The sequence below is a fragment of the Rhizobium sp. Root708 genome (assembly GCF_001429725.1).
Taxonomy (GTDB): Bacteria; Pseudomonadota; Alphaproteobacteria; order Rhizobiales; family Rhizobiaceae; genus Rhizobium.
In genome coordinates this window covers 40,862-64,315 of the sequence record NZ_LMHV01000011.1, presented here as the reverse complement: position 1 = coordinate 64,315, position 23,454 = coordinate 40,862, and the positions used below count along the sequence as shown (strand labels likewise).

Below are 23,454 nucleotides of genomic sequence, written 5' to 3'. Positions count from 1 at the left end.
ATGCTGATCGTCATGCCCAATCGCAACCGCCGACTGGACTTTGCCCTATTGGGGGGTCTGTTCTCTCTGTTCGTCCTGCCCTGGTACCGGATTGATGGCGGCTTTTATGGCTTTGGCTGGCTGTCAGGCTTTCCATCCGATGCGGCAAGCGCTCCCGCCATTTTGGAAGTCGTGCAGCATGGCAGGTGGTGGCTGTCACTGAGTTTCGTCTTCGTGGTCATCGCCATTGTCGCACGCTTCATCTCACGACCGATGGCACGCGGCGGCCTGCTCGCCTTTGCCGGCGCGGCCGGCTTCCTGTTTCTGAGCCTTCAGGGACTGGCGATCACCTTCAGCGGCTGGAGCTGGACGATCAGCGAGACCATGTTCGGCTTGCTTCCGGACGGCCAGCCGTCGATGGGCGCTGGCGCCATCCTGCTCGGCATCGTCTTCGTGCTGATGTTTGCCTTCGGGCTGGCCGAGCGCGGGGCGATGAAGGGCGACGCATTTGTGGTGGCGTCAATCACCTTGCTTGTCGTCCTGGTCTCGATCTTCGTCTTCTATCCCGTCGCCAGCATGTTTGTCGGTGCTTTTCAGAGTTTCGATGGTTCGTTCAGCCCGGATGGCTTCCTTACCAACATCCAGGATCCATCCGTCTGGGGCCTGAGCTGCCTCGGAGGCGGTGATCGTTGTGGCGTCGCCTGGCGCACCCTGTTTCTGGCGATTGTGACGGCGGGTGGCTCGACGTTGCTCGGACTATGCTTTGCGCTTGTTGCAACCAGAACCCGTTTCCCGTTCAAGAAGGGCCTGCGCCTTCTGACCATCCTGCCGATCATTACCCCTCCCTTTGTCGTCGGATTGGCGCTGACACTCTTGTTCGGCCGCGCCGGCGTGGTCACCCAGGGATTGTCGTCGCTGTTCGGCATCGAGCCCGGGCGCTGGCTCTACGGCCTGACCGGCATCTGGATCGCGCAGGTGCTTTCGTTCACGCCAATCTCCTTTCTCGTGCTGATCGGCGTTGTCGAAGGTGTCAGCCCATCGATGGAGGAAGCTTCGCAGACATTGCGCGCCAATCGCTGGCGGACATTCTGGCGCGTATCGTTGCCGCTGATGAAACCTGGCCTCGCGAATGCTTTTCTTATCGGCTTCATCGAGAGCATGGCGGATTTCGGCAATCCGATGGTGCTGGGGGGCAGCCACGGGGTGCTCTCGACCGAGATCTTCTTTGCCGTGGTCGGCTCGCAGAACGACCCGTCGCGCGCAGCAACGCTTGCGATGATCTTGCTGGTCTTCACGCTCTCGGCCTTCGTCGCCCAGCGCTTCTGGCTCTCTGGCAAGAGCTTCGCGACGGTGACAGGAAAGGGCGATTCCGGCGCTCATATCGCCCTGCCACACGGCTTGTCGATCGCCGTCCACGCACTTGTCATTCCGTGGATGGTCTTCACGATCGTTGTCTACGCAATGATCCTGTTCGGCGGCTTCGTGCGGACCTGGGGTCTCGACAACACATTGACATTCGAACACTACATCAGCGCGTTCTCGGTGGGCTGGCGTGACGATGGAGGCATCGCCTGGACGGGCGTCGCCTGGAATTCCTTCTGGACGACGATGGAAATCGCGCTGATCTCCGCCCCTCTCACCGCGGCCGTTGGGCTTCTGACCGCCTATCTCATCGTCCGCCAGCGTTTTGCCGGGCGCAACCTGTTTGAATTCGCGCTGATGATGAGCTTCGCTATCCCAGGCACGGTCATCGGCATCAGCTACATCATGGCCTTCAATCTGCCACCGCTGGAAATGACCGGCACGGCCCTTATTCTGGTTGCCTGCTTCGTCTTCCGTAACATGCCGGTCGGCGTCCGAGGCGGCGTGGCGGCGATGAGCCAATTGGACAAGAGCCTCGATGAAGCCTCGTTGACGCTACGGGCCGACAGTTTCCGCACGCTGCGCAAGGTGATCCTGCCCCTGCTGCGGCCGGCGATAACCGCAGCGTTGGTCTATTCCTTCGTGCGCGCCATCACCTCGATCAGCGCCGTGATCTTTCTCGTCAGCGCCCAGTACAACATGTCGACGGCCTATATCGTCGGCCTTGTCGAAAACGGCGAATACGGCGTTGCCATCGCCTACTCCTCTGTCCTCATCGTGGTGATGATCGCGGTCATTGCCGGCTTCCAGTTGCTGGTCGGCGAACGCCGCCTGCGTCGTGAAAACCGGGTCGCCATCTCCACCACAGCCACGCTCAACGCAGCGCCGATTGTCCAGGAGAAAACCGCATGAGCAACAAGCTTTCCGGCTCTGTCGTCTTTGAAAGTGTCACCAAGACATTCGGCGCCTTTACGGCAATACCCAACCTATCCCTGAAGATTGAACCGGGCACATTGGTGACCCTGCTTGGACCATCCGGGTGCGGCAAGACCACGACGCTGCGCATGCTGGCGGGCCTGGAGCATCCGACTTCCGGACGCATCCTGATCGGCGGCAAGGACGTGACCATGCTGCCGGCCAACGAGCGTGACGTTTCGATGGTATTTCAGTCCTATGCGCTGTTTCCTCACATGACGGCGCTCGACAATGTTGCCTATGGCCTGGAATCGTCGGGGCTCAAAAAGAAGGAAGCACGCGAGCGGGCCGAGGAAGGGCTGTCACTTGTCGGGCTGTCCGGTATGGGAAAGCGTTTGCCGGCTGAAATGTCGGGCGGCCAGCAGCAACGCGTTGCCGTGGCTCGCGCTTTGGTACTCGAGCCGCAGGTATTGTTGCTTGACGAGCCGCTGTCCAATCTCGATGCGCGGCTTCGTCGCCGTGTGCGCACCGAAATCCGCGAATTGCAGCAGCGGCTGGGCTTCACCGCCGTTTACGTAACCCACGACCAGGACGAGGCGCTCGCCGTTTCGGACCGCATCATCGTGATGAAGGATGGGGAGATCGCGCAGGCGGGCGCCCCGCGAGATCTCTATGATTTGCCAGCGTCTGCCTTCATCGCTGACTTCATGGGCGAGGCCAATGTCATCGATTGCCATGTGACAGAAGTCGGCGACGGTACCGCCGTCGTGAATGTGCATGGACTGGTGCATCAGGTCAAAGGGCTCGATCTGCGGACTGGTTCGGCCCAGCTGGCGGTGCGGCCGAACGCCATCACCCTGCACCCGCTGGGTCACAGTAGCGCGTTTACAGGCCAGATCATCCACTCGGCCTATCTGGGCGATCATGTCGAATACGAAGTCAAGACAAGCCAGGGAACGCTGTTCGTGATCGATCCGTCGGTGGACCATGCGCTGGCGCCGGCAACCGAAGTTGGCATCGGCTTCAAGGAACGTGGCGTCGCCATCATTCGCAACTGACCGGTGCCACCCAGCAACGATAATCGAAGGACATAGTTTATGGAATTGCAGCTGCGCTCCAGCATTGGGTTACGCCATAAGGTCGCCGAGGAGGTCGCCAGGCAGGCTGGCGCACTTGCCCTCGACTTCTACAACAAGCGCGGATCCCTTGTCATCGAAACCAAGCGAGACGCGCAGGATGTCGTCTCGATTGCCGACCGCGAGGTCGAGCAACTAATCCGGGGACGCATCCATGCGTCCTTCCCGGAGGACGGTGTTCTCGGCGAGGAATATGGTTTCGAACCGGGAACGTCGGGCTTCACCTGGGTTGTCGATCCGATCGACGGGACCAGCCCGTTTGTCAACGGAATGCCCAACTGGTGCGTGTCAATCGGCCTGCTGTTCGACGGCCAACCCGTCGTCGGCGTAATCGCGGCTCCATGCCACGACGAACTCTATTCGGCGGCATCCGGTTGCGGCGCAACATTGAACGGCACTCCACTGAACATCGACCCCACGCGAACGATCCGCGACGCGGTAACGGGTATCGGCGCCAACAACTATGTGACGCCAGCCTTTGTCGGGAAAATGGTCGAAGAGTTGTTGCAGGCCGGGGGAAACTTCATCCGCAACGGATCCGGCGCCCTGATGTTGGCTTATGTCGCTGGGGGCCGCCTCGTAGGTTACTACGAGCCCTACATGCATGCCTGGGATTGCATTGCCGGGTACTGCCTCGTCAAGGAATCCGGTGGATGGCACCACCCGTTCCCGACTGAGGGCGAGCGTTTGACGAAAGGATCGCCGGTGCTGGCCGCAGCACCGGGCGCGATTGACGATCTGAGAAAAATCGCCGGTGTATAGCCGGCATACAAACAATGCCTACCTGGCCTCGACAGTCAGGGCGATGACGCTATCTTGGATTGAACGCGCTTGCAGGCGCGCGACCTTTGTGCGCGTTCGCTCATGTCTTTCGAAAAACCCGTTTGCAATCGAGGAGGATTGCTATCGGGAAATTCAAGCCGGATCATCCGGTATACAACCGCTCAGGGAGGAGCAATTTATGTCCGTTCGCAGTCTATCTGTATCCGCACTCGCGGCTGTCGCCTCGTTCGCCATGACTTCGCACGCGCTTGCAGCCATGGAACTTCAGTGGTGGCATGCCATGGCCGGCGCCAACAACGAGGTAGTCAACCAGCTTGCCAAGGAGTTCAACGAAAGCCAGAGCGATTATACTATCATTCCGGTTTTCAAGGGCACTTACCCCGAAGCGCTGAACGCTGGCATTGCGGCCTTCCGCGCAAAGCAGCCACCGGCCATCCTTCAGGTGTTCGATGCCGGGAGCGGCGTAATGATGGGTGCCGAGGGCGCGATCATGCCGGCAGCCGAAGTCCTCAAGAAGGGCGGCTTCACCTTCGACAAGTCGGAATATCTGGCCGGTATCGCCGCCTACTATTCCAAGCCCGACGGCACCATGCTGTCGTTCCCGTATAACTCCTCTTCACCGATCCTCTACTACAACAAGGACATCTTCAAGAAGGCTGGCCTGGATGCCGACAATCCGCCGAAGACCTGGCCAGAAGTGTTCGATGCTGCCAAGAAGATCAAAGCCAGCGGCGCCGCATCCTGCGGGCTCACATCCACCTGGCTGACCTGGATCCAGACCGAGAACCTGGCAGCATGGAACAACGTGTCGTACGGTTCCAACGAGAACGGGCTTGGCGGCACCGATGTGACGCTCGCCTTCAACTCACCGCTGTTTGTCCAGCATTTCCAATCAATCGCCGATCTCGCCAAGGACGGAACGTTCCGCTATGGCGGCCGCACATCGGAAGCCAAGCAACTCTTCACCTCTGGCGAATGCGCGATCATGACGGAGTCCTCTGGTGGCCTCGGCGATATCGTCAAATCGGGCATGAACTACGGCATCGGCCAGCTGCCCTATTACGAAGGGCATGGGCCTCAAAACACCATTCCGGGCGGCGCAAGCCTCTGGGTCTTCGCCGGCAAGAGCGATGCGGAATACAGGGGCATCGCCCAGTTCTTCCACTTCCTGTCGCAAACCAAGATCCAGTCGCGGCTGCATCAGGTCTCCGGCTACATGCCGGTGACGATGGCGGCCTACGAAGACACCAAGAAATCAGGCTTCTACGACAAGAACCCCGGTCGCGAGACGCCAATCTTGCAAATGATGGGTAAGGCACCGACCGAGAATTCCAAAGGCGTTCGTCTGGTGAACCTGCCGCAGGTTCGCGATATCATGAACGAGGAGTTCGAAGCCATGCTTGCTGGAAAGCAGGATGCAAAGGCAGCGCTCGACAAGGCTGTGGAGCGTGGCAACGCGGCGATCAAGCAGGCCCTCCAGTAAGGCACTGATGCAGTTTCGCCCGCGGCCCGATGGTCGCGGGTGCTATCCCCTCGTGCAAGGACCCTGCCGTGCAACAAGCAGCCTTTCCGAACAAGATTCTTCCCTATTGCCTCGTCGCTCCGCAACTAATCCTCACTGTGGTGTTCTTCTTCTGGCCGGCGAGCCAGGCGCTTTATCAGTCGACGCAACGTCAGGACCCGTTCGGCCTGAAGAGCGGGTTTGTCGGTCTAGCCAATTTCAAGCAGGTTCTGTCGGACCCGAACTATCTGAACTCGCTGCAGGTCACAGTAATCTTCAGCGTCCTGACGGCTCTGCTTTCGATGGTCGTAGCGCTGGCGCTAGCGACAGCCGCCGACAAGGTGGTGCGCGGCCAGACGTTTTACCGCACGTTGCTGATATGGCCCTACGCGGTGGCACCGGCCGTGGCCGGCATGCTGTGGCTGTTCATGTTCAATCCGGCCATGGGCACATTCGCCTACATCCTGCGCCGAAACGGCTTTTTGTGGGATCCGTTGCTGAACGGCGACCAGGCGATGGGCCTCGTCATCGTCGCGGCCGCATGGAAGCAGATCAGCTACAATTTCCTGTTTTTCGTGGCCGGCCTGCAGGCAATCCCTAAATCGCTGATCGAGGCCGCAGCGATCGACGGCGCGCGAGGCAGTCGCCGCTTCTGGACCATCGTCTTCCCGCTTCTTGCGCCAACGACATTCTTCCTGCTGGTGGTCAACACCGTCTACGCCTTCTTCGACACCTTCGGCATCATCCATTCCGTTACAGGCGGAGGCCCTGCCAAGGCGACGGAGACGCTGGTCTACAAGGTTTACAACGACGGCTTCGTCAATCTAGATCTCGGCTCGTCTGCCGCGCAATCAGTGATCCTGATGATCATCGTCATCGCGCTCACGGCTTTTCAATTCCGCTTCGTCGAGAAGCGGGTCCATTACGGGTGAGCGCGCATGATTGAAAAAAGACCCGTCGCCAGCCTCATCGGTCATCTGATGCTCATCATCGGCATCATCATCGTCGCGTTTCCGATCTACTACACCTTCGTCGCCTCGACGATGACCTCGGCTGCGATTATCCGGCCGCCGATCTCGCTCTTACCGGGCGGACATTTCACTGAGAACTATGGCGACGCGCTTTCCGGCGGCGTCGAGCAAGTGGTTGGCGTCAGTCTCGAGCGCATGCTGTTCAACACCTTGGTGGTTGCCGTTGCTATCGCTGTTGGCAAAATCGTCATCTCGTTCCTCTCTGCCTTCGCGATCGTCTTCTTCCGCTTTCCGTTTCGCATGGTCTTCTTCTGGATGATTTTTGTGACGCTCATGCTGCCAGTCGAAGTGCGCATCCTGCCGACCTACAAGGTGATCGTCGACCTTGGTTTGATTGATACCTACGCAGGGTTAACGCTGCCTCTGATGGCGTCGGCTACCGCAACGTTCCTGTTCCGGCAATTCTTTCTGACCATCCCCGGCGAGTTGCTGGAGGCTGCTCGCATCGACAATGCCGGACCCTTCCGCTTCATGCGCGACATCCTGCTTCCACTATCGCGTACCAATATCGCGGCGCTCTTCGTGATCCTCTTCATTTACGGCTGGACGCAGTATCTGTGGCCGCTTCTCGTTACCAACGACGCCAAGATGAACACCATCATCATAGGGTTGCGCAAGATGGTCGATTTCGCCGACGCGGCAACACCGTGGAATTTCGTCATGGTGACGGCGATCCTCGCCATCATCCCGCCCATCATCGTCGTGGTCCTGATGCAGCGCTGGTTTGTCAAAGGTCTCGTGGAGACGGAGAAGTAATGGCCAGGATCAATCTCAAAGATGTTCGCAAGACCTATGCCGGTGGTCTTGAGGTCATCAAGGGCGTGTCGCTCGACATCGGTGATGGGGAACTCGTCGTGCTCGTCGGGCCATCCGGCTGCGGCAAGTCCACACTTTTGCGGATGATCGCAGGGCTGGAAAGTATTTCTTCCGGGCAGATTTCCATTGCCGAGCGTGTGGTCAATGATCTGGAGCCATCCGAACGCGACATCGCCATGGTGTTCCAGAACTATGCGCTCTACCCGCACATGACCGTCCGACAAAACCTCGCCTACGGCCTGAAGAACCGCAACACGCCGTCCGACGAGATTGAGCGGCGGATTCAGAAAGCTGCAAAGGCGCTCGAAATCGAACCGTTTCTCCAGCGAAAGCCACGGCAGCTCTCGGGTGGACAGCGCCAGCGCGTTGCGATGGGTCGCGCCATCGTCCGCGAGCCGGCAGCTTTTCTGTTCGATGAACCGCTTTCGAACCTCGACGCCAAGCTGCGCGTCCAGATGCGTGTCGAGATCAAGCGGTTGCAGCGTTCGTTGAAGACAACGAGCGTCTATGTCACGCACGATCAGATGGAGGCGATGACCTTGGCCGACCGGCTGGTGGTTCTGAATGGTGGCCATATCGAACAGATCGGCACACCAATCGAGCTCTACGAGAAGCCTGCGACAACTTTCGTAGCAACGTTCATCGGGTCGCCTTCGATGAACCTGTTTTCCTTCGAGAAGGGGCATGCCCTCGTCGGAGGCGGCGGCGCAGTACCGCCCGGCACGAAAACGATTGGCATCAGGCCCGAAGATCTCCACATCGCCGTCGGAGCCGACGAAGCTGCCGTTCGAATGGAAGTCAGGGTTGGTGCGGTCGAGCTCGTTGGAGCCGAGAGCTATGTCCACGGTCTTCTTGCCGATGGGACACCGATGATCTTCCGCGTGCCAGGCAGATCAAGGATAGGAATTGACGAACTGCTGGTCGTCGCGGCGCTACCGCAATCGGTACACTACTTCAATGATGGGAACCAACGCATCGTGGAATGATGCGTAGGAAGCAAGCGTCCTGATTTAATCTGGAAGGTGACTACGATCTGGGTTTCCACGTATTGAACCCGCTGAAGGAAAAACGACGGCCACGGGGTTTGATAGGGTTCGCGCTTCAGATATCTCCACGCAAGAACTGGTCCCGTGGTCGGGCCTGCCGTGTCAGTTCGCTTCACCAATCTGATGGCCAAGTATGAGCAGAAAGCAAAAACCACCGACGTCCCAACCGTCGCGACAGCCAAGCCTTCTACAGCAGCTTGCTGCCAATCCTGAAAAGCTGTTCACGGGGTCGTTCCGGCAACAATATGCAGCAGTGTGCTTTCGGTTTCACGCAGAGCGGCGGCATGTCGAAATTCTCGTGATGACCTCTCGTGACAGCGGACGCTGGGTGATCCCGAAAGGATGGCCTATCAAAAGAAAAAAGCCTCACGAGGCGGCCGAGATTGAGGCTTGGGAAGAGGCTGGCGTCAAGGGACACGTGCGCGAAGAACCGATCGGCCGATACACCTATCTGAAGATGATGGATGACGGCGATGTCGCTCCCACCATAGTGGATGTCTTCCGAGTCAAGGTGACGAAGCAGACTGAGAATTTCAAAGAAAAAGGACAGCGTATTCTCGCATGGGTTTCGCCTGAGGAGGCCGCACGTAGGGTACGAGAAATTGAGCTGAAATCACTGCTCGTAGATTTTCGACCCGAGAATTGAAACTGCTTGACGCTTGAGGTGGTGCTGAACCTCAACGTCTTTAAAGCCAGGAGTGTGGTCCTGAAGTCTGTCTAATCGACACTCTGCCAATTCCATTTCATGAGTTATAGGCAGCCACTCTAAAACTCACATCTTTGGCAATGAGCTATAGCAAGCCACTCTATTGCTCAGCGCCACGATCTGCAGCTTCCGATCGAGAAGGGCAATTGATAGGCAAGAGGCCACCGTCCGGAATTCCACAGGGTCGTGCTCCAAGGTCGAATATTATCTCGACAACACGCCACAGACTTCTTGGCGTTTGATACTCGTCGTTCCGACCTAGCGGATCGCCCAGTTGGCGTAAATCGCCGCAGCGGCCGCATACTTGTCAACGACGGTTCCATACGTCAGCAACCTGTTGTTGGCGTTGGTGCGGACAAGGAACGCATCGACCGTCCCGTGCTGACCGCTCCCGGCCTGCGCTGACAGACAGCTTCGCAGGCGGCGTGTTCACCACGACGCGTTGCTCGGTACCCCTGAAACCAAATATGGGCGTCACTATACCGAGCGCATTTCTTGATTGGAGCCTGCACGGCGACGAGAATAGCCGCTTCGTCTGCTAAAGAGAAAGACTTCGCGCGGACGATGAAACAGCGTAGATTAGCTTCGGGAAACCCACCATCTCGACCGGAATGGCAGCCATGGTAGCAGGAAACAAATCATCGCAGGCTAGTGAGCCGCAAAACCGTCGCCACAAATTCAATCCTAAGCGAGACCCCACGCCACGGGTACTCGCCGAGGCCAATCGCACGGTTTTATGGATAGCCTCACTGGTATTGGTCGCTTTTCTCGCAGTCATCGCGATCCAGCAAGTGTGGTAGCCGCTACCACTCCCCGACTGACCTTACCGTTCGGTCAAGTTAGAGTTTGGATTCACGCCGGTTAACGTGGACTGGCGCTTCCTAGCCAAGGTCAAGGGACGCCCCTAAAGCGAGATTGCAAGTGGTCATCCATGAATGGGATGACAGGCTGCGCTTCCCGTGTGTCATCCCAGCATCATTCTCCGCAAAGTAGAAAAGATCCGGTTGGCAAGACCGGATTTGTCCGGTACAAAATCTCCACCGCTGCAGATCAATCAAGGGAGGCGTTGCATGACATTAGCATTCATCGAAACCCTCTCGTCCGGAATGATCCGACACTAGGTCATTCCAATTCGCGGCCCGCCCAAGGGCACGCGGCAAGCGGTTTTAACGTCTTTCACAGCGCCACCGATCTGCCGGTCTTACTTTGTCTCCCGTTCCGGCTGTGTCTATAAACTCTCGATTTTGGGACCGGCTGCCTCGATATGGCGCCGGCTGGTTAAAATGACTCGCAAGAAGCTCGATTTCCGTGCCGATGCCTATCGCAACGTGCTCGGCTTTGTTTTTCGTCAATGGACGCATCGCCCTACCCTCGTCGGCAGCATCATCCTGCTGGTTATCGCCAGCACGCTCGCCGAGGTCTTGGTCCCGGTCTTCTCCGGCCAGATCGTCGATGCGATTGCCGGCGGCAATGCGGCCGATGGCGCAATCCGCGCCTTCGTGGTCGTTGCGGCGCTCGGCCTCACCAGCGTCGTGCTGCGCTGGTTCATCTTCAACGGCATCATACGGCTGACGCTGCGCATCATGGCCGATGTCGCCAATAGTGGCTTCCACAAGGTCCAGCGCTTCTCCACCGACTGGCATGCCAACAGCTTTGCCGGCTCTACTGTGCGCAAGATCACCCGTGGCATGTGGGCGCTAGATGCCCTGAACGACCTGCTGCTGGTCGCGCTCTTGCCGTCGGTCGTCATGCTCGCCGGCGCCAGCATTGTGCTCGGCAGCTACTGGCCGGTCATGGGCCTGATCGTGGCGGCAGGATCGCTGATCTATATCGGCGTCACGGTCGTGCTTTCGATGGGCTATGTGTCGCCCGCGGCAAAGCTCGCCAATGCCTGGGATACCAAGCTTGGCGGCGCGCTTGCCGATGCGATCAGCTGCAACTCCGTAGTCAAGGCCTTCGGCGCCGAAGACCGCGAGGAAGAGCGCCTCAGCCATGTTCTCGCTAAATGGGACACCCGCACGCGGCGGACCTGGCGGCGCGGCACGCTGAATGGCACGATCCAGGGCTTCATGATGGTCTCGATGCAGGCAGGCATCCTCGGCACCGGCCTCGTCATGTGGCAGAAGGGTCTGGCGACGCCCGGCGATATCACCTTCGTGCTGGCGATGTTCTTCGTGCTGCAGGGGTATCTCCGCTCGGTCGGACAGGATATCCGCAACCTGCAGCGCGCGGTCAACGACATGGAAGAGCTGGTGCTGCTCGACAAGACACCGCTCTGCATCGAGGACAGGCCCGGCGCCAAGGCGATTGCCATCGGCAAGGGCGAGATCATTTTCGATCGCGTCACCTTCCAGTATGGCGCCCATCCTACGCCGCTCTATGACAACTTCTCCGTCGCGATCACGCCGGGAGAGCGCGTCGGTCTGGTCGGTCATTCGGGCTCGGGCAAGACGACCTTCGTCAAGCTCATCCAGCGCCTCTATGACGTCAATTCGGGTTCGATCCGGATCGACGGGCAGGATATCGCCAAGGTGACGCAATCGAGCCTGCGCGGCCAGATCGCCATCGTCCAGCAGGAACCAATCCTGTTCCACCGGACGCTTGCCGAAAACATCGCCTATGGCCGGCCGGAGGCATCGAGACGCGAGATCGAGGACGCCGCGAGACAAGCAAGCGCCCATCACTTCATCATGAGCCTTCCCAAGGGCTATGAGACGATGGTGGGCGAGCGCGGTGTGAAGCTTTCTGGTGGCGAGCGCCAGCGTGTCGCCATCGCCCGGGCGTTCCTCGCGGATGCACCCGTGTTGATTCTCGACGAGGCAACGTCCAGCCTCGACAGCGAGAGCGAAGTGCAGATACAGCAGGCGATGGAACGCCTGATGGAAGGCCGCACGACACTGGTGATCGCCCACCGCCTGTCGACCGTCAGGGCACTCGACCGCCTGCTGGTTTTCGACAAGGGAAACATCGTCGAGGAAGGCGACCACCAGTCGCTGGTCCGCCTCACCGACGGCGTCTACCGCCGGCTGTTCGAGCGGCAGGCGCTGGAGCTCACCAAGGGCTTGGTTGCATGAACCCGAAGCACCGGAGCAAAGACCTCCGGTGCTTCGCCCCTCCGCCATAAGTCTGCAATCCGGAAATGTGCCCCATGCTCCGTTCCGAACCTCCTGAGCGGATTCGAACCGTAGACCCTGCAAATGCTGCGCGCCTCTCTTGTCGGTAGAACTGAGGCTACTGAGTTCCTTATCTGAGGCGGGAGAGTTCGGCAAATCGCGCCGGCTCTTACGCACAGATCGCTTTCAGAAGGAATTGTCGTCGCTTGTGCGGTTCTCGAAATCTCCGGAACCGCCACGACACGTAATCGCGTGCGAGAGCCGCGCTGTGGCGGCGACTTCCCATATGATTGTGAGCTCGTCAAATGCCGGAATGCTCTAACTCTGGCGTTAAGGAAAGAACGCCAAGGCGCGCCGCCTTCATGACTAAATCGGGCAACGAATTGGCATCCATTTTCCGCATAACTTGGCCGCGGTGCGCCTTGACGGTGATCTCGCTTATTCCCAACTAATATGCGACGACCTTATTCATTAGGCCCCCAGCAACCAAGGACATGACTTGGCGTTCGCGCAAAGTGAGTGAATGATAGCGGTCTAACATCATATCATATTGGGAGCGCCGATCGAGCTCAGCGCTACTGAGCATGATGCAACGTCCGATCGCATCAAGCAGCTCGTCGGGAGCGAGCGGTTTGAGTAGGTACTCACAGGCGCCAGCTTTCATGGCCTGCACTGCACAAGGCACGTCCGCATCACCAGTAATAAAGATGATTGGCGTGTCTTGATGCTCTTCACGAACACGGCTCTGCACTTGCAGCCCGCTGAGATCCGGTAAATTTAGGTCCAGGATCAGGCAACTCCGAACCTCTGGTCTGACCGAGGACAAAAACGACTCCGCGCATGCATAAGCTTCCGCCCTCCATCCACCGGAGCAAACGAGGCCCTCCAGCGACTCCCGAACAGAAACATCGTCATCGACGATGTAAACCACCGGCGTTGAGGAACAGACGTCCGAGCCCGGCAGTTCCGGGGCTCTGTCTAAAATCCTGATCATATCGAGCCTCCTACAGTAGAAAACGCTCTGATCATTGTGGCCCAACTCGATAGTTTTGGCCCGTTTGATGATGCTTGAAATCGTTTGACTTTGATGGGTTGAAACCTGGCTAAGTCAGACGGCCTCATACGAAAGGCATATGGCCCCGTTCCATGATGGAATTGATAGCCTATTGGAGTAAAGTGCTCGATGCGCCCAGGGAAAGGTCCATGACTAACGCGTTTTCCACTCAGCACGCTGGCGAGATATGCTTCGATCGATTTCGGTTGAAGCCAAGCGAACGGCTTCTGACGCGCGACGGGGATCCGGTAGACCTTGGTGGACGAGCACTGGACATCCTCATCGAGCTGGTTTGCAATCCGGATAGCGTGATTGCCAAATCGGACCTGATGGCCCGTGTTTGGCCGGACCTTACGGTAGAGGAAAGTACCCTTCGCTTCCATGTTTCAACGTTGCGAAAGGCTCTGGGTGACGGCGAGAGCGGCGCGAGATACATCGCGACGATCGCCGGTCGCGGCTATCGCTTCGTGGCGCCCATCGATGCCAGCGGTGGAACCGCTGCAACGGAACCTTCACTTGATGACGTCGGCGTCCGCCACTTACTTCCGCCGCGGGTGGTCGGCATGATTGGCCGTGGCGAAGGTGTGCATGACTTGTCCGCCAGGCTGATATCTTCCCGTTTCGTAACGATCACTGGCCCTGGCGGCGTTGGAAAGACAACTCTCGCCCTGGCGATTGCCCATGACATGCTTGAACCATTCGTTGGAGGCGTTCTGTTCGTCGATTTCGGCATGTTGAGCGACCCTAACATGGTGACGACGTCGCTTGCGTCGACATTGGGGATAGCCGTCAGGTCCCGCGATCCGACGCCGAGCCTAGTGACCTTCCTGCGGAACAAACGCATTTTGCTCGTGCTTGACAATTGCGAGCATGTCGTTGATTCCGTTGCCGCCATTGCTTCACAGATTTATCGCGGGACACCGCAGGTCCACCTTCTGACGACCAGTCGAGAAGCGTTGCGAGCAGCGGGTGAGTTCGTCTACAAACTGGACCCGCTGGAGGTTCCTCCGGATGATACATCGATCACGGCCACAGACGCGCTTCGCTTTCCCGCCGCACAATTGTTTATCGACAGTGCGACCGCGAGCGGCGCCCGGCTTACTCTGAATGATGCAGATGCCGCGCTTGTCACTGCCATTTGCAGGAAGCTTGATGGCGTTGCGCTGGCGATAGAGCTAGCTGCCGGTCGCGTTGAAGCTCTTGGTCTGCAGCAGACCGCAACGTTGCTGGATCAGCATCTTACGCTGCTTTGGCAAGGTAGCCGGTCGGCGCCGGAGCGACAGAAGACGTTGCAGGCTACGCTTAACTGGAGTTACGAACTCCTCTCCCCAGAGGAGCGATGGGTACTTCGCTGCCTCTCTGTATTCCCCGGGCATTTTACGCTCGACGGGGCGATCAATGTGACCCATGGCGAGGGCAAAGATCCGACCATGGTTATCGACACCATCGAAAGCCTCGTCGGAAAATCGATGCTGGCTGCGCGCCAGAGCGATGGCATCACAAGCTACCGATTGCTGGCAACCACCCGGGCATACATCCTTGGCTTGGCGGCTGACACCCGGGAGAGAACCGCGCTCGCAGGCAGGTACGCCTCATACTGCCTGAAATGGCTGGAGAACAATGCGGCCACGCTTCACGACACGGTCGCTCGCTCTCCCTATCTCGCCGGTATCAACGATGTGAGAGTAGCACTGGAATGGACTTTTGGTCCTGGCGGCGATCGTCATCTTGGCATTGCGCTTGCTGCCAGTGCATCGCCGATTTTTCTTACGCTCTCGTTGCTGGATGACTGCCGTCATTGGTCGGAAACTGCGATCGCTGCCCTCGACGAGCCCGACATCGGCGACGCGTACGAAATGCATCTCCAGGCAGCATTTGGTTTGTCGATGATGTTCACGCGCGGCAGCAGCAGCGCCGCCCATGTCGCTCTGAGCCGTAGCCTGGCCATTGCAATCGGCAGCAATGATCCGCGCAGCGAACTACAGCTTATGGCGCCACTTACGATGTATTATCTGCGGATCGGACACTTCAAGGCCGCGATCGAACTGGGCAGACGCGCATTGAAACTGTCGATCCGTGAGAGCGACCCGGCGGTGAAAGCTCTGGCGCATGCGATTACCGGCATTTCGTTGACACATACCGGGGACCTCGTCAGGGCCCGGGCCGAATTGGAGGCCGCTCACGAACGGCAGGCTCCGCTGGTGGACTCGAAAACCATCTATCTTGGCTTCGATGGCCATGACCTTGCGGGGATATTCCTGGCGAAAACACTGTGGCTTCAAGGTTTAGCCGATCAGGCTGTGGCACACGCCCACCGGACCATCGCGGATGCAATCGAGAAGGATCATCCAGTAACACTGTCGATTGCGCTCATCTGGGCAATCTCCCTTTACATATCCATGGATGAAATTGAAACGGCCGAAGAGTTGCTCGAGCGGTTCACGCAACGCGCAAGACTTCACCAGCTTGAGCCGTATCTTGCAGCAGGACGGGCTTACGAGGGATTGCTTGCCATTCGCCGTGGCGAGGTAGCACCGGGTGTGCCCATGCTGGAATCCGCCATCGTGGATTTGCAAGTCGCGCGCTACGAACTCCTAACGACGACCTTCAGCGTCGCCCTCGCCACCGGTTTGGCAGCGTCGGGTCGCGCCACGGACGCCTTGGAGTTGGTCGATCGAGCAATCCGAGAGGTCGAAAACAGCGGGGATGTCTCCCATATGCCGGAGTTGCTTCGAACAAAGGCTTCCGTTCTGGGGCGGATGCCGAATACTCCCTCCGAACAAATTGAGAGCTGTCTGGAAAGCGCGTTGGATTGGAGCCGGATGCAAGGCGCACTTACGTCGGAACTGGCCGCGACAATCGATCTGGCGACTTTTCGCCAGGACAGTGGACAATCCGGTGCTCGTCACCTCCTTCAGCCCGTCTATCTTCGGATTACAGAAGGTTTCGAAACACCATTGGTGCGACGTGCCGAACGTCTTCTTGCCAGATTGCCCTAGGGCTCTCCATTGCCCAGTATCTCGACCAGGGATTTGCCGTAGGGAAAGAACCTGTCCTTGTTCCCCTCTTGCCAGGCGGTCCGCAGCTCTTGCTCAGAGATGTCCCAGTCCGGGAAGGATTTCTTGCAGACCGCGCGCAGATCCTGCCGCAGTTCCTCCACCGTCGGCCGGCCGAAGAACCAATAGCCGTTATAGACCTTGTAAATGGTAAGTTTCGGCTCGAGGACGATGACGTGGGGGATCATCGGGTTGTGCGCAGCGTCGGTGTACTCGGCGATACCGAGGTCCTTCTGGATGGTCCTCCTCGGATCCGCGAGAAACGGCCAGTGCGCACCAACTCCGCTGCGGAATTCATGTGTTTCCGCGATTGTGTCGGTACTGATCGTTACCATCCTGCAGTATCCCACCTCCATCTCTCGATGAAGTTGAAGCAAACCCTCATGCTGGCGCCGATCCTTGGGACAGAAACTGCCGCGGCTCAGAACCAGAACCATGGGATAGATGGACTGAAGATCGGAGAGCTTGCGGCGCTTGCCGGTGTGATCGCTCAGCTCGTAGCCTGGAAGAGCCGCACCCGGCACGATGTCTGGTCTCATTTCAGAATCCTCTTTGCGCGTTGACTTCGGAATTGCGCTGCTAAAGGTCGATGACGATATCGCCGCGAGGCTGCGAACAGCAAAGCAGCACATTGCCATCCGTGGCATCATCGATCGGACTAGGCTGGCAGGTAACCGATCCCGATATTATTCCCGTTTCGCAGGTGTGGCAGACGCCGGTCCGGCAGGACCATCGTGTGGGTACCTCGCAGCTCTCTGCGAGCTCCAGAAGATTGTGGAGGTCGGGGTTCCATCGCAGAGCCAAGCCGCTTCGAGCGAAAGAGACGAGTGCGCCGGTTCCACGCCATCCTTCTGGCACCTGCGGTGGTCGTCCCGGCGACGGCGCGATCCCAGGATTGATGGCCGAGGTCGAACCGAACATTTCCGTGTGGATGCGACGGCGCGCGACGCCGAGGTCTTCAAGTCCGTCGGTGAGGTCACGCATGAAACTCGAGGGCCCGCAGATGTAGAAGTCACCTTTGATCGGCAGGCCAAGTTCGCGGAGTACTCCCTCGTCGAGGCGTCCCTTTGACTCATAGTTCACACCTTGCTGGTCGCCCTGGATCGGCGAGCTGTAGCAGACGTGGCTGCGAACGTTCGGAAGCGATCGCAGGTGTTCGCTCACTTCACTCGCAAGTGGGTGTTCCAGGCTGCTGCGTGCGCCGTACAGCCACCATATCTCCCTCGAAGACTTCTCGGCCGCCAGAGCATGTAGAATGCTCAGGACCGGCGTGATCCCTATACCAGCACTTAAGAGAACTACGGGACCATCACCGGGGATTAGTGTAAACTCGCCGCGTGGCGCGCTCGCCTGGACGACATCACCTTCCTTCAGTTCCTCGCTTACATACTTTCCGGCGGCGCCCCCGGGCTCTCGCTTGATTGTCACCCTGAAACGCTTGCCGTCCTGATCGCCTGACAAAGAATAGCTGCGAAGGATCAGGGGTGCGGCGGATGGCTCCAGCCGGAGAACAATGAACTGGCCCGGGAGGTATCTGTCTAACGGGATCCCATCCAGGGGCGCCAGTTGAAGCGATGTGACGCCGTCGGTCTCCTCCAATTTGCGAACCACGCGGAATGGACGAAAGCCGCGCCATGCCGGGGCAGCCTGCGCCGGTCCGGTCAGGCCAACGTTTCCTGTCTCGCCTACAGCTTCCTTCGATTGTCTCAGCAACGCTTCGAATGAGCGATGCCATCCTGCGCTGAGCGCCGGGATGTGTAGCGCGCGTTCCAGTCGATCAACGGGATGACCTGGCTTGTAGAGCAGCGCATTGATTTCCGAGATCGTCATTCCGCCGTCACCGGAAACCGTCTTTAAGATCTCGTCACCCGCCTGAACCTCGCCTTCTTCAATAACACGCAGGTAGAATCCCGGCCGCCCATGCGACACGACCAGCGCGGCCATCTCGGGCACTTGCATCCGAATTCCGAGGCGATAGCAGGTAACGCGCGGTTGCGTTACCTCGAACAGGGCGCCACCGATCAGGTATCGGTCGCCTATACAAACTTCGTCGTCGGCGAGGCCTTCAACGGTGAAATTCTCACCGAATTGACCGTAGACGAAATCGCTGCGCCCTAGATGTCGTTCCCAATATCGGTAGGAGTCGATCTGGTAGACGAATACTGCGCGCTGTTCCCCACCGTGTCCGTTGCGATCCGCCTGTCCGTCCCCATCGATGTTCAATCGTAGGACCATGCGCGGACCGTCAACCGGGGATTTCCAGATTGCCGTCTTGACGATCCGGTTCTGCCACTCAACGTTGCGCGGCAGGCCGACGTTCACTGAAAGAAGGCAAGCCATAAGGGATACTCCCCGAGCACGGGCCCGTCTTTAAGGACAAGAGGCTTTTCTAATACGGCACTGCGCCGCTCGTCCAACGACAGAACAGAACATCCGAAACGGCCTTCGGCGCCATTGTACGAAGGTGTTGCCCATATCTCGGTGTTGAATGGTGACCTGTGGCCACGCCTGCTTTCATCCTTGGTCGGCGAGCCCCTCAGCCAAAGCCGAATAGCTGGGCAAGTGAAATTTCACGGCTCGCATTATTGATTGAACGATACGTATCGTTTATATGAGGTTGCACAAGCAGCGGAGAAGTTGGCTTGGAGCGGTCAAGGGGATTTTCCCCAAGGTCATTACAAGCGAATTTGGCTCGGTTGCCGGCCTTCCTGTCGAAGGATGCGGAGGTGGGCTGGAGCTTCGTATGTCCAATCTACGAAGCGATGAACGGCGAGCCGCATTCCCGCGTGAACCTGAAAGCCCACACGGTTCGACCTCGTCGCTTTTTTCAAGACGCCGGTTGGGCGTGTACCAAATGGACGAAGAAAATGGCCTGGTTGCGAAACAAGAACCAAGTATCCGAACAGTCGGGAAACAACGTCACGGCGTTGCCGGGAGCGCATGAGAGCCACCAGCAGGCGGCTCCGTCACCCAAAAGGGTATCGCCGTCCTCATTTATCGTGCCGGCCGCGGCAATCACGGTTGCGCTCTCTGCCGTTGTCGGCGCCGGAGCGAATTGGGATTGGTGGGTTGCGAGCCGACCCGTGCAGACCACGGATGACGCGGCAGTTTATGCCGACGTCTCTTCGATTAGCGCTCGCGTCGGGGGCACGGTCGATGGAATCTCTGTTCGCGACTATGACCATGTCAAAGCTGGCGATCTCTTATTCAAGATCGACCGGAAGCCATTCGAAGTTGCTCTTCGTGCCGCAAAGGCGAGACTTGAAGCTGCCAGAGCGCAACTCGAGGACAACGACACCCAACGAACTTTCCAGCTTACCCAAATCGATGTCGCCGCTGCCCAGCAACAGGCATCGGCCGCCGATGAAATCCAGTCGAACAAGGAGCTTGAGCGGCAGACGCGGCTTGGTCTCGACGGCAGAGCGAGCTCGCTTCAGACGCTCGAGAAGGCCACCGCGGCTCACGAACGGGCGTTGGCAAACTCGAAGATGACGGATGCGAGCGTGGTCGCCCAGCGGGTCAAGCTCGACGTGATCGCAAAACAGCGTGACGTGCTGAAGGCGAACGTCGACACGGCCGCCGCCGACGTCGCGGCACGCGAACTGGATCTGGGATACGCCGACGTTCGCGCCCCCGTCGATGGCATTGTCGCGAAGCGGAACGTGCAGTTGGGGAACTACGTCGCCACGGGTGCGAGTCTCATCTCCATCGTGCCGCTTCCAAAAGTGTACGTCCTGGCGAACTACAAGGAAAACCAGCTGGCGTTGGTCCGCGAAGGGCAGCCTGTCGACATATCCGTCGATCTTCTGCCCGGAGAAACCTTGCATGGCGTCGTTTCGAAAATTTCGCCGGCAAGTGGCTCAACATTTGCGCTTCTGCCTCCCGACAATGCCAGCGGCAACTTCACCAAGGTGGCCCAGCGCCTGACCGTACGTATCGAGCTCGATCCGGCGCAGCCGAATTTCGACCGCCTGCGTCCCGGCATGTCGGTCATAACGCGAATAGCAACAAAGGAAGACGATCATGTCTAGGAATGGTCATGCAAGCGACCTTCCGCGTCAGGGTTATGTAGCGGTGGCCATGGTCATGGCGGCTATACTGACCGCATTCGACGTCCGGACGGCGAGTATCGGCCTCGCCGACCTGCGAGGCGCTTTCGGTTTGAGTTTCGACGAGGGCGCGTGGCTGAGCACCTTTGCAACCGCGCCGCAAATCCTCATTGCACCGAGCATCGGCTGGTTGATCGCCGTCTTTGGCGTCAAGAGGGTCATGATCGGGCCGTCAATTCTCTATTCGCTGATCTCAATCGCGATTCCCTTTGTGCACAGCTTCGAAGTTCTCGTCACCTTGCATGCGATAAGGGCAGTCGTGCTTGGCATCTTTGTCGGAGCCACGCTTCTGGTGGCCTTTCGCAATCTTGACCGAAAGTACTGGATCCTCGCTCTTTCCTTCTACGTCTTGAGAATACCGTTCGCGCAAAACCTCGGTCTCTATACGGCGGGCAGCTATACGCAGACAATCGGATGGCAATGGCTTTATTGGCAGGGAGCACTCGTTGCTCCGGTCATCGGCATTCTGTTCTGGTATGGCGGGAAACCGTCGAAGGTGGATCGCCAGCTTCTGGACCGTGCCGATTGGGGCGGGATGGCACTCTTTGGCGTCGCCTTGACAACGCTCTACTTCGCGTTGGACCAGGGTAACCGCCTAGACTGGTTCCGCTCCGGCTATGTCGTATCGCTGCTTCTTGCCACCGGCTTTCTCTTCGCTGTCTTTCTGTGGCACGAGACACGGGTTGGGGAGCCATGGGCTCATATTTCAATCCTCTACAATCGAAACATCGCGCTCGGATTCGTCGCCATCGCGTGTTTCATGATTGCCAGCCTTGGAAGCTCGCTTCTGGAGCCGAACTTTCTGGTCAGCGTCTCTCGCCTGCGTCCGGAGCAGATCGGCGACTTTACCGCTCCTTATGCGGTTCTGCTTCTTGCCGCAGCGACCGTGACGGCCGTAACCCTGGTCAGAACGGTAAAGCAACGTGCGACGCTGCTGGTCGGCTTCACGTGTTTCGCAATATCGGCATGGCTTGGTACGCAATTGACCAGCCTGTGGTCCTTGCCCGAATTTCGGTTGATTGTGATCCTGCAGACTTTCGGAGAAGAGATTGTCTTTCTTGCCGCGGTGGCAACGTTGTTCAGCAATGTGAACCCGGCACGAGCCGTCTCCCTCGTAGCCTACGTTCAGGTGATGCGACTGATCTGTTCGGAGACCTTCGCGACGTCGATGACGACTTGGGTGCGCCAGCGCGAGCAATTGCACTCGTACCTGATCGGTCTTCACGTCACCGGCGCGACGCCGGGGTGGAACTCGGCGATCGCTCAACTTGGCTCCGGCTCCGGACCGGTCAGTTCACAGGCTGAGGCCCTGAAGCGCGGGGTCGGAGTGCTGGCGACGATTGTCCAAAGGGAAGCGAACGTACTGGCCTATATTGATGGATTCTGGATCACGTTCATCGCAGCAATCGTTGGCCTGATCGTCGTTTCGTTGATGAAGCCCTCGCCCGCGCACCCGCTAACGTCGCGTTGACGCGAAGCGATCGGCCGTTGCGCCTTCGCCGAGCCGTTCAAAATCTGGAGTAGCTACCGTGGACTACGAGCACGTCAAGCAGATCACTGACTGGCTTATGCAGTCGGGACTGAGGGGATTGCCCGAGGAAGATCTCCTCGCCGGGTTCTGCGAGCGTTGCAACGCCGGTGGGCTCCAGATCGATCGGGCCAGCGCGTTGATGGACACGCTGCATCCGGTGTACGAACGCCGCGCCTATCGCTGGGACCGCTCTCGATGGATGCAACGTGTCTTCGAATTCGGGTTCGCCAAACAGGGCGGCGCCCAGAACGACTGGCAGCGCTCCGCCTTCCATCATCTCAAGAGCACAGGCGGAAACGAGATACGGCGACGGCTCCTGGATGGCGATCCCGCGGAGTTCTTCCTGGTCGACACGATGAAGCGCGACGGCTTTAGCGATTTTATCGCCATGGCTCACCGCTTTGACGATCCGGATGCCATAGGCGGCATAGACTGCTTTTTCTCTCAGTTCGGGACTCGCGCGCCGGCCGGCTTCTCGCAGGCCGACGTGCAGGCGCTGCGCGACCTGCTGCCGTGCCTGGCATTGGCGGTCAAATGTGTGGTTGTCAGTGGGGTCGCCTCCACGATCGCGAAGGTCTACCTCGGCGAGGATGCAGCAAGTCAGGTCTTGCACGGAAGGATCACGCGCGGGAGAAGCGAGCGTATCTCTGCGGCGTTATGGTTTTCGGACCTGGCTAACTTCACCCGGATCTCGGATACAATCGATCCCGAAGAGATCATCCCCTTGCTTAACGACTACTCCGACGCCGTGATCTCGTCGATCAGGCAGGCGGGCGGCGAAGTCCTCAAGCTTATGGGCGATGGGACACTCGCAATGTTCAGGGGCGAGATTGCCAGCCGAACCTGCGCAGCAGTATTGTTTGCTCGCGAACTGCTCGACAAGCGGCTGATCGACCTTAACGCGCGACGCGGTGCGCAGGGCCGTCCCGTCACCGATGTCTATCTCGGGCTCCATGTCGGAGACGTGTTCTACGGGAACATCGGCAGCGAGGACCGGCTCGACTTCACCGTGATCCAACGAGGTCAGTCGAATTGCTTCGCTCTGTCGGCCCCTTCAGCACAAATTCCTCATGTCGGCGCCGTTTACCGCGCTTGTTTCGGCTCCAGAGGCCTACGGGCTGATATCGATCGGATCCCACGTCTTAAGGGGCGTCAGCCGCGCTCAGGAACTCTTCACAATGACCGTCGACGGCGCTCCCCGCGAAACCGGCATGATGCCCGCAGGGGATCGCGCCGCATGAGCGGAAGCGTGCTGACACCAAGGTACAATAGGCCGGGGAACATCGCCGTTTTACAAGGGAACTCGCGTGATCTGA

General features: G+C 58.7%; 16 protein-coding genes and 1 pseudogene. 13 read left to right on the top strand and 4 right to left on the bottom strand.

Annotation, left to right across the window (positions count from 1 at the left end; translation table 11 throughout):
• Positions 1 to 12 precede the first annotated feature (12 nt).
• The 9 genes from ASE04_RS10235 (at position 13) to ASE04_RS10195 (ending at position 12,349) form a co-directional block, all read left to right on the top strand.
• Complete coding sequence (locus ASE04_RS10235; RefSeq protein ID WP_056816163.1) at positions 13 to 2,253, top strand: ABC transporter permease; 2,241 nt, start codon at positions 13 to 15, stop codon at positions 2,251 to 2,253.
• Positions 2,250 to 3,314, top strand: coding sequence for an ABC transporter ATP-binding protein (locus ASE04_RS10230; RefSeq protein WP_056816068.1), 1,065 nt, complete (start codon positions 2,250 to 2,252; stop codon positions 3,312 to 3,314). Before ASE04_RS10235 ends, ASE04_RS10230 begins: the two co-directional genes overlap by 4 nt.
• Positions 3,315 to 3,353: 39 nt before the next feature.
• Positions 3,354 to 4,154 carry an inositol monophosphatase family protein gene (locus tag ASE04_RS10225; protein WP_056816065.1) on the top strand — a complete coding sequence of 267 codons (801 nt, stop codon included), beginning with the start codon at positions 3,354 to 3,356 and terminating at the stop codon, positions 4,152 to 4,154.
• Between the two features lie 199 nt (positions 4,155 to 4,353).
• Positions 4,354 to 5,658: a sn-glycerol-3-phosphate ABC transporter substrate-binding protein UgpB gene (gene ugpB, locus ASE04_RS10220; RefSeq protein ID WP_056816062.1), complete on the top strand. Its 1,305-nt coding sequence runs from the start codon at positions 4,354 to 4,356 to the stop codon at positions 5,656 to 5,658.
• A gap of 68 nt (positions 5,659 to 5,726) precedes the next feature.
• The gene (gene ugpA / locus ASE04_RS10215; protein ID WP_056816160.1) at positions 5,727 to 6,608 is read left to right on the top strand and encodes a sn-glycerol-3-phosphate ABC transporter permease UgpA; all 882 of its coding nucleotides are present in this window, start codon (positions 5,727 to 5,729) and stop codon (positions 6,606 to 6,608) included.
• 6 nt (positions 6,609 to 6,614) lie between these two features.
• On the top strand, positions 6,615 to 7,463 hold the full coding sequence (gene ugpE, locus ASE04_RS10210; protein WP_056816059.1) for a sn-glycerol-3-phosphate ABC transporter permease UgpE: 849 nt from the start codon (positions 6,615 to 6,617) through the stop codon (positions 7,461 to 7,463).
• A complete protein-coding gene (locus ASE04_RS10205) occupies positions 7,463 to 8,509 on the top strand; it encodes a sn-glycerol-3-phosphate import ATP-binding protein UgpC (protein WP_056816056.1) in 1,047 nt (348 codons plus the stop codon). The genes ugpE and ASE04_RS10205 overlap by 1 nt, the downstream gene beginning before the upstream one ends.
• Positions 8,510 to 8,702: 193 nt before the next feature.
• Complete coding sequence (locus ASE04_RS10200; protein WP_056816053.1) at positions 8,703 to 9,215, top strand: NUDIX hydrolase; 513 nt, start codon at positions 8,703 to 8,705, stop codon at positions 9,213 to 9,215.
• A gap of 1,343 nt (positions 9,216 to 10,558) precedes the next feature.
• On the top strand, positions 10,559 to 12,349 hold the full coding sequence (locus ASE04_RS10195) for an ABC transporter ATP-binding protein (protein ID WP_056816050.1): 1,791 nt from the start codon (positions 10,559 to 10,561) through the stop codon (positions 12,347 to 12,349).
• A gap of 340 nt (positions 12,350 to 12,689) precedes the next feature.
• Here ASE04_RS10195 and ASE04_RS32040 read toward each other — a convergent pair whose 3' ends face one another.
• Both ASE04_RS32040 and ASE04_RS10190 read right to left on the bottom strand, forming a co-directional pair.
• The gene (locus ASE04_RS32040) at positions 12,690 to 12,836 is read right to left on the bottom strand and encodes a LuxR C-terminal-related transcriptional regulator (RefSeq protein WP_338012489.1); all 147 of its coding nucleotides are present in this window, start codon (positions 12,834 to 12,836) and stop codon (positions 12,690 to 12,692) included.
• The gene (locus tag ASE04_RS10190) at positions 12,837 to 13,382 is read right to left on the bottom strand and encodes a response regulator transcription factor (RefSeq protein ID WP_338012488.1); all 546 of its coding nucleotides are present in this window, start codon (positions 13,380 to 13,382) and stop codon (positions 12,837 to 12,839) included. It lies immediately after the preceding gene.
• Between the two features lie 155 nt (positions 13,383 to 13,537).
• Between ASE04_RS10190 and ASE04_RS10185 the strand changes: the two genes are divergently transcribed.
• Positions 13,538 to 16,441 (top strand): ATP-binding protein, encoded by a 2,904-nt coding sequence (locus ASE04_RS10185; RefSeq protein ID WP_244490379.1) that lies wholly within the window; start codon positions 13,538 to 13,540, stop codon positions 16,439 to 16,441.
• Here the strand turns inward: ASE04_RS10185 and ASE04_RS10180 are convergent.
• Positions 16,438 to 17,037, bottom strand: coding sequence for a peroxiredoxin family protein (locus tag ASE04_RS10180; RefSeq protein WP_056816044.1), 600 nt, complete (start codon positions 17,035 to 17,037; stop codon positions 16,438 to 16,440). The two genes, ASE04_RS10185 and ASE04_RS10180, sit on opposite strands and share 4 nt — an antisense overlap.
• 40 nt (positions 17,038 to 17,077) lie before the next feature.
• Complete coding sequence (locus tag ASE04_RS10175) at positions 17,078 to 18,838, bottom strand: MOSC and FAD-binding oxidoreductase domain-containing protein (protein ID WP_056816041.1); 1,761 nt, start codon at positions 18,836 to 18,838, stop codon at positions 17,078 to 17,080.
• A 527-nt stretch (positions 18,839 to 19,365) separates the two neighbouring features.
• Here ASE04_RS10175 and ASE04_RS10170 point away from each other — a divergent pair.
• The 3 genes and pseudogenes from ASE04_RS10170 to ASE04_RS10160 all read left to right on the top strand — a co-directional run bounded on the left by ASE04_RS10170 (position 19,366) and on the right by ASE04_RS10160 (position 23,379).
• Positions 19,366 to 20,529 carry an HlyD family secretion protein gene (locus tag ASE04_RS10170; protein ID WP_056816157.1) on the top strand — a complete coding sequence of 388 codons (1,164 nt, stop codon included), beginning with the start codon at positions 19,366 to 19,368 and terminating at the stop codon, positions 20,527 to 20,529.
• On the top strand, positions 20,522 to 22,078 hold the full coding sequence (locus ASE04_RS10165) for an MFS transporter (protein WP_056816039.1): 1,557 nt from the start codon (positions 20,522 to 20,524) through the stop codon (positions 22,076 to 22,078). The genes ASE04_RS10170 and ASE04_RS10165 overlap by 8 nt, the downstream gene beginning before the upstream one ends.
• Positions 22,079 to 22,136: 58 nt before the next feature.
• A pseudogene (locus tag ASE04_RS10160) lies at positions 22,137 to 23,379 on the top strand (adenylate/guanylate cyclase domain-containing protein).
• Positions 23,380 to 23,454 lie beyond the last annotated feature (75 nt).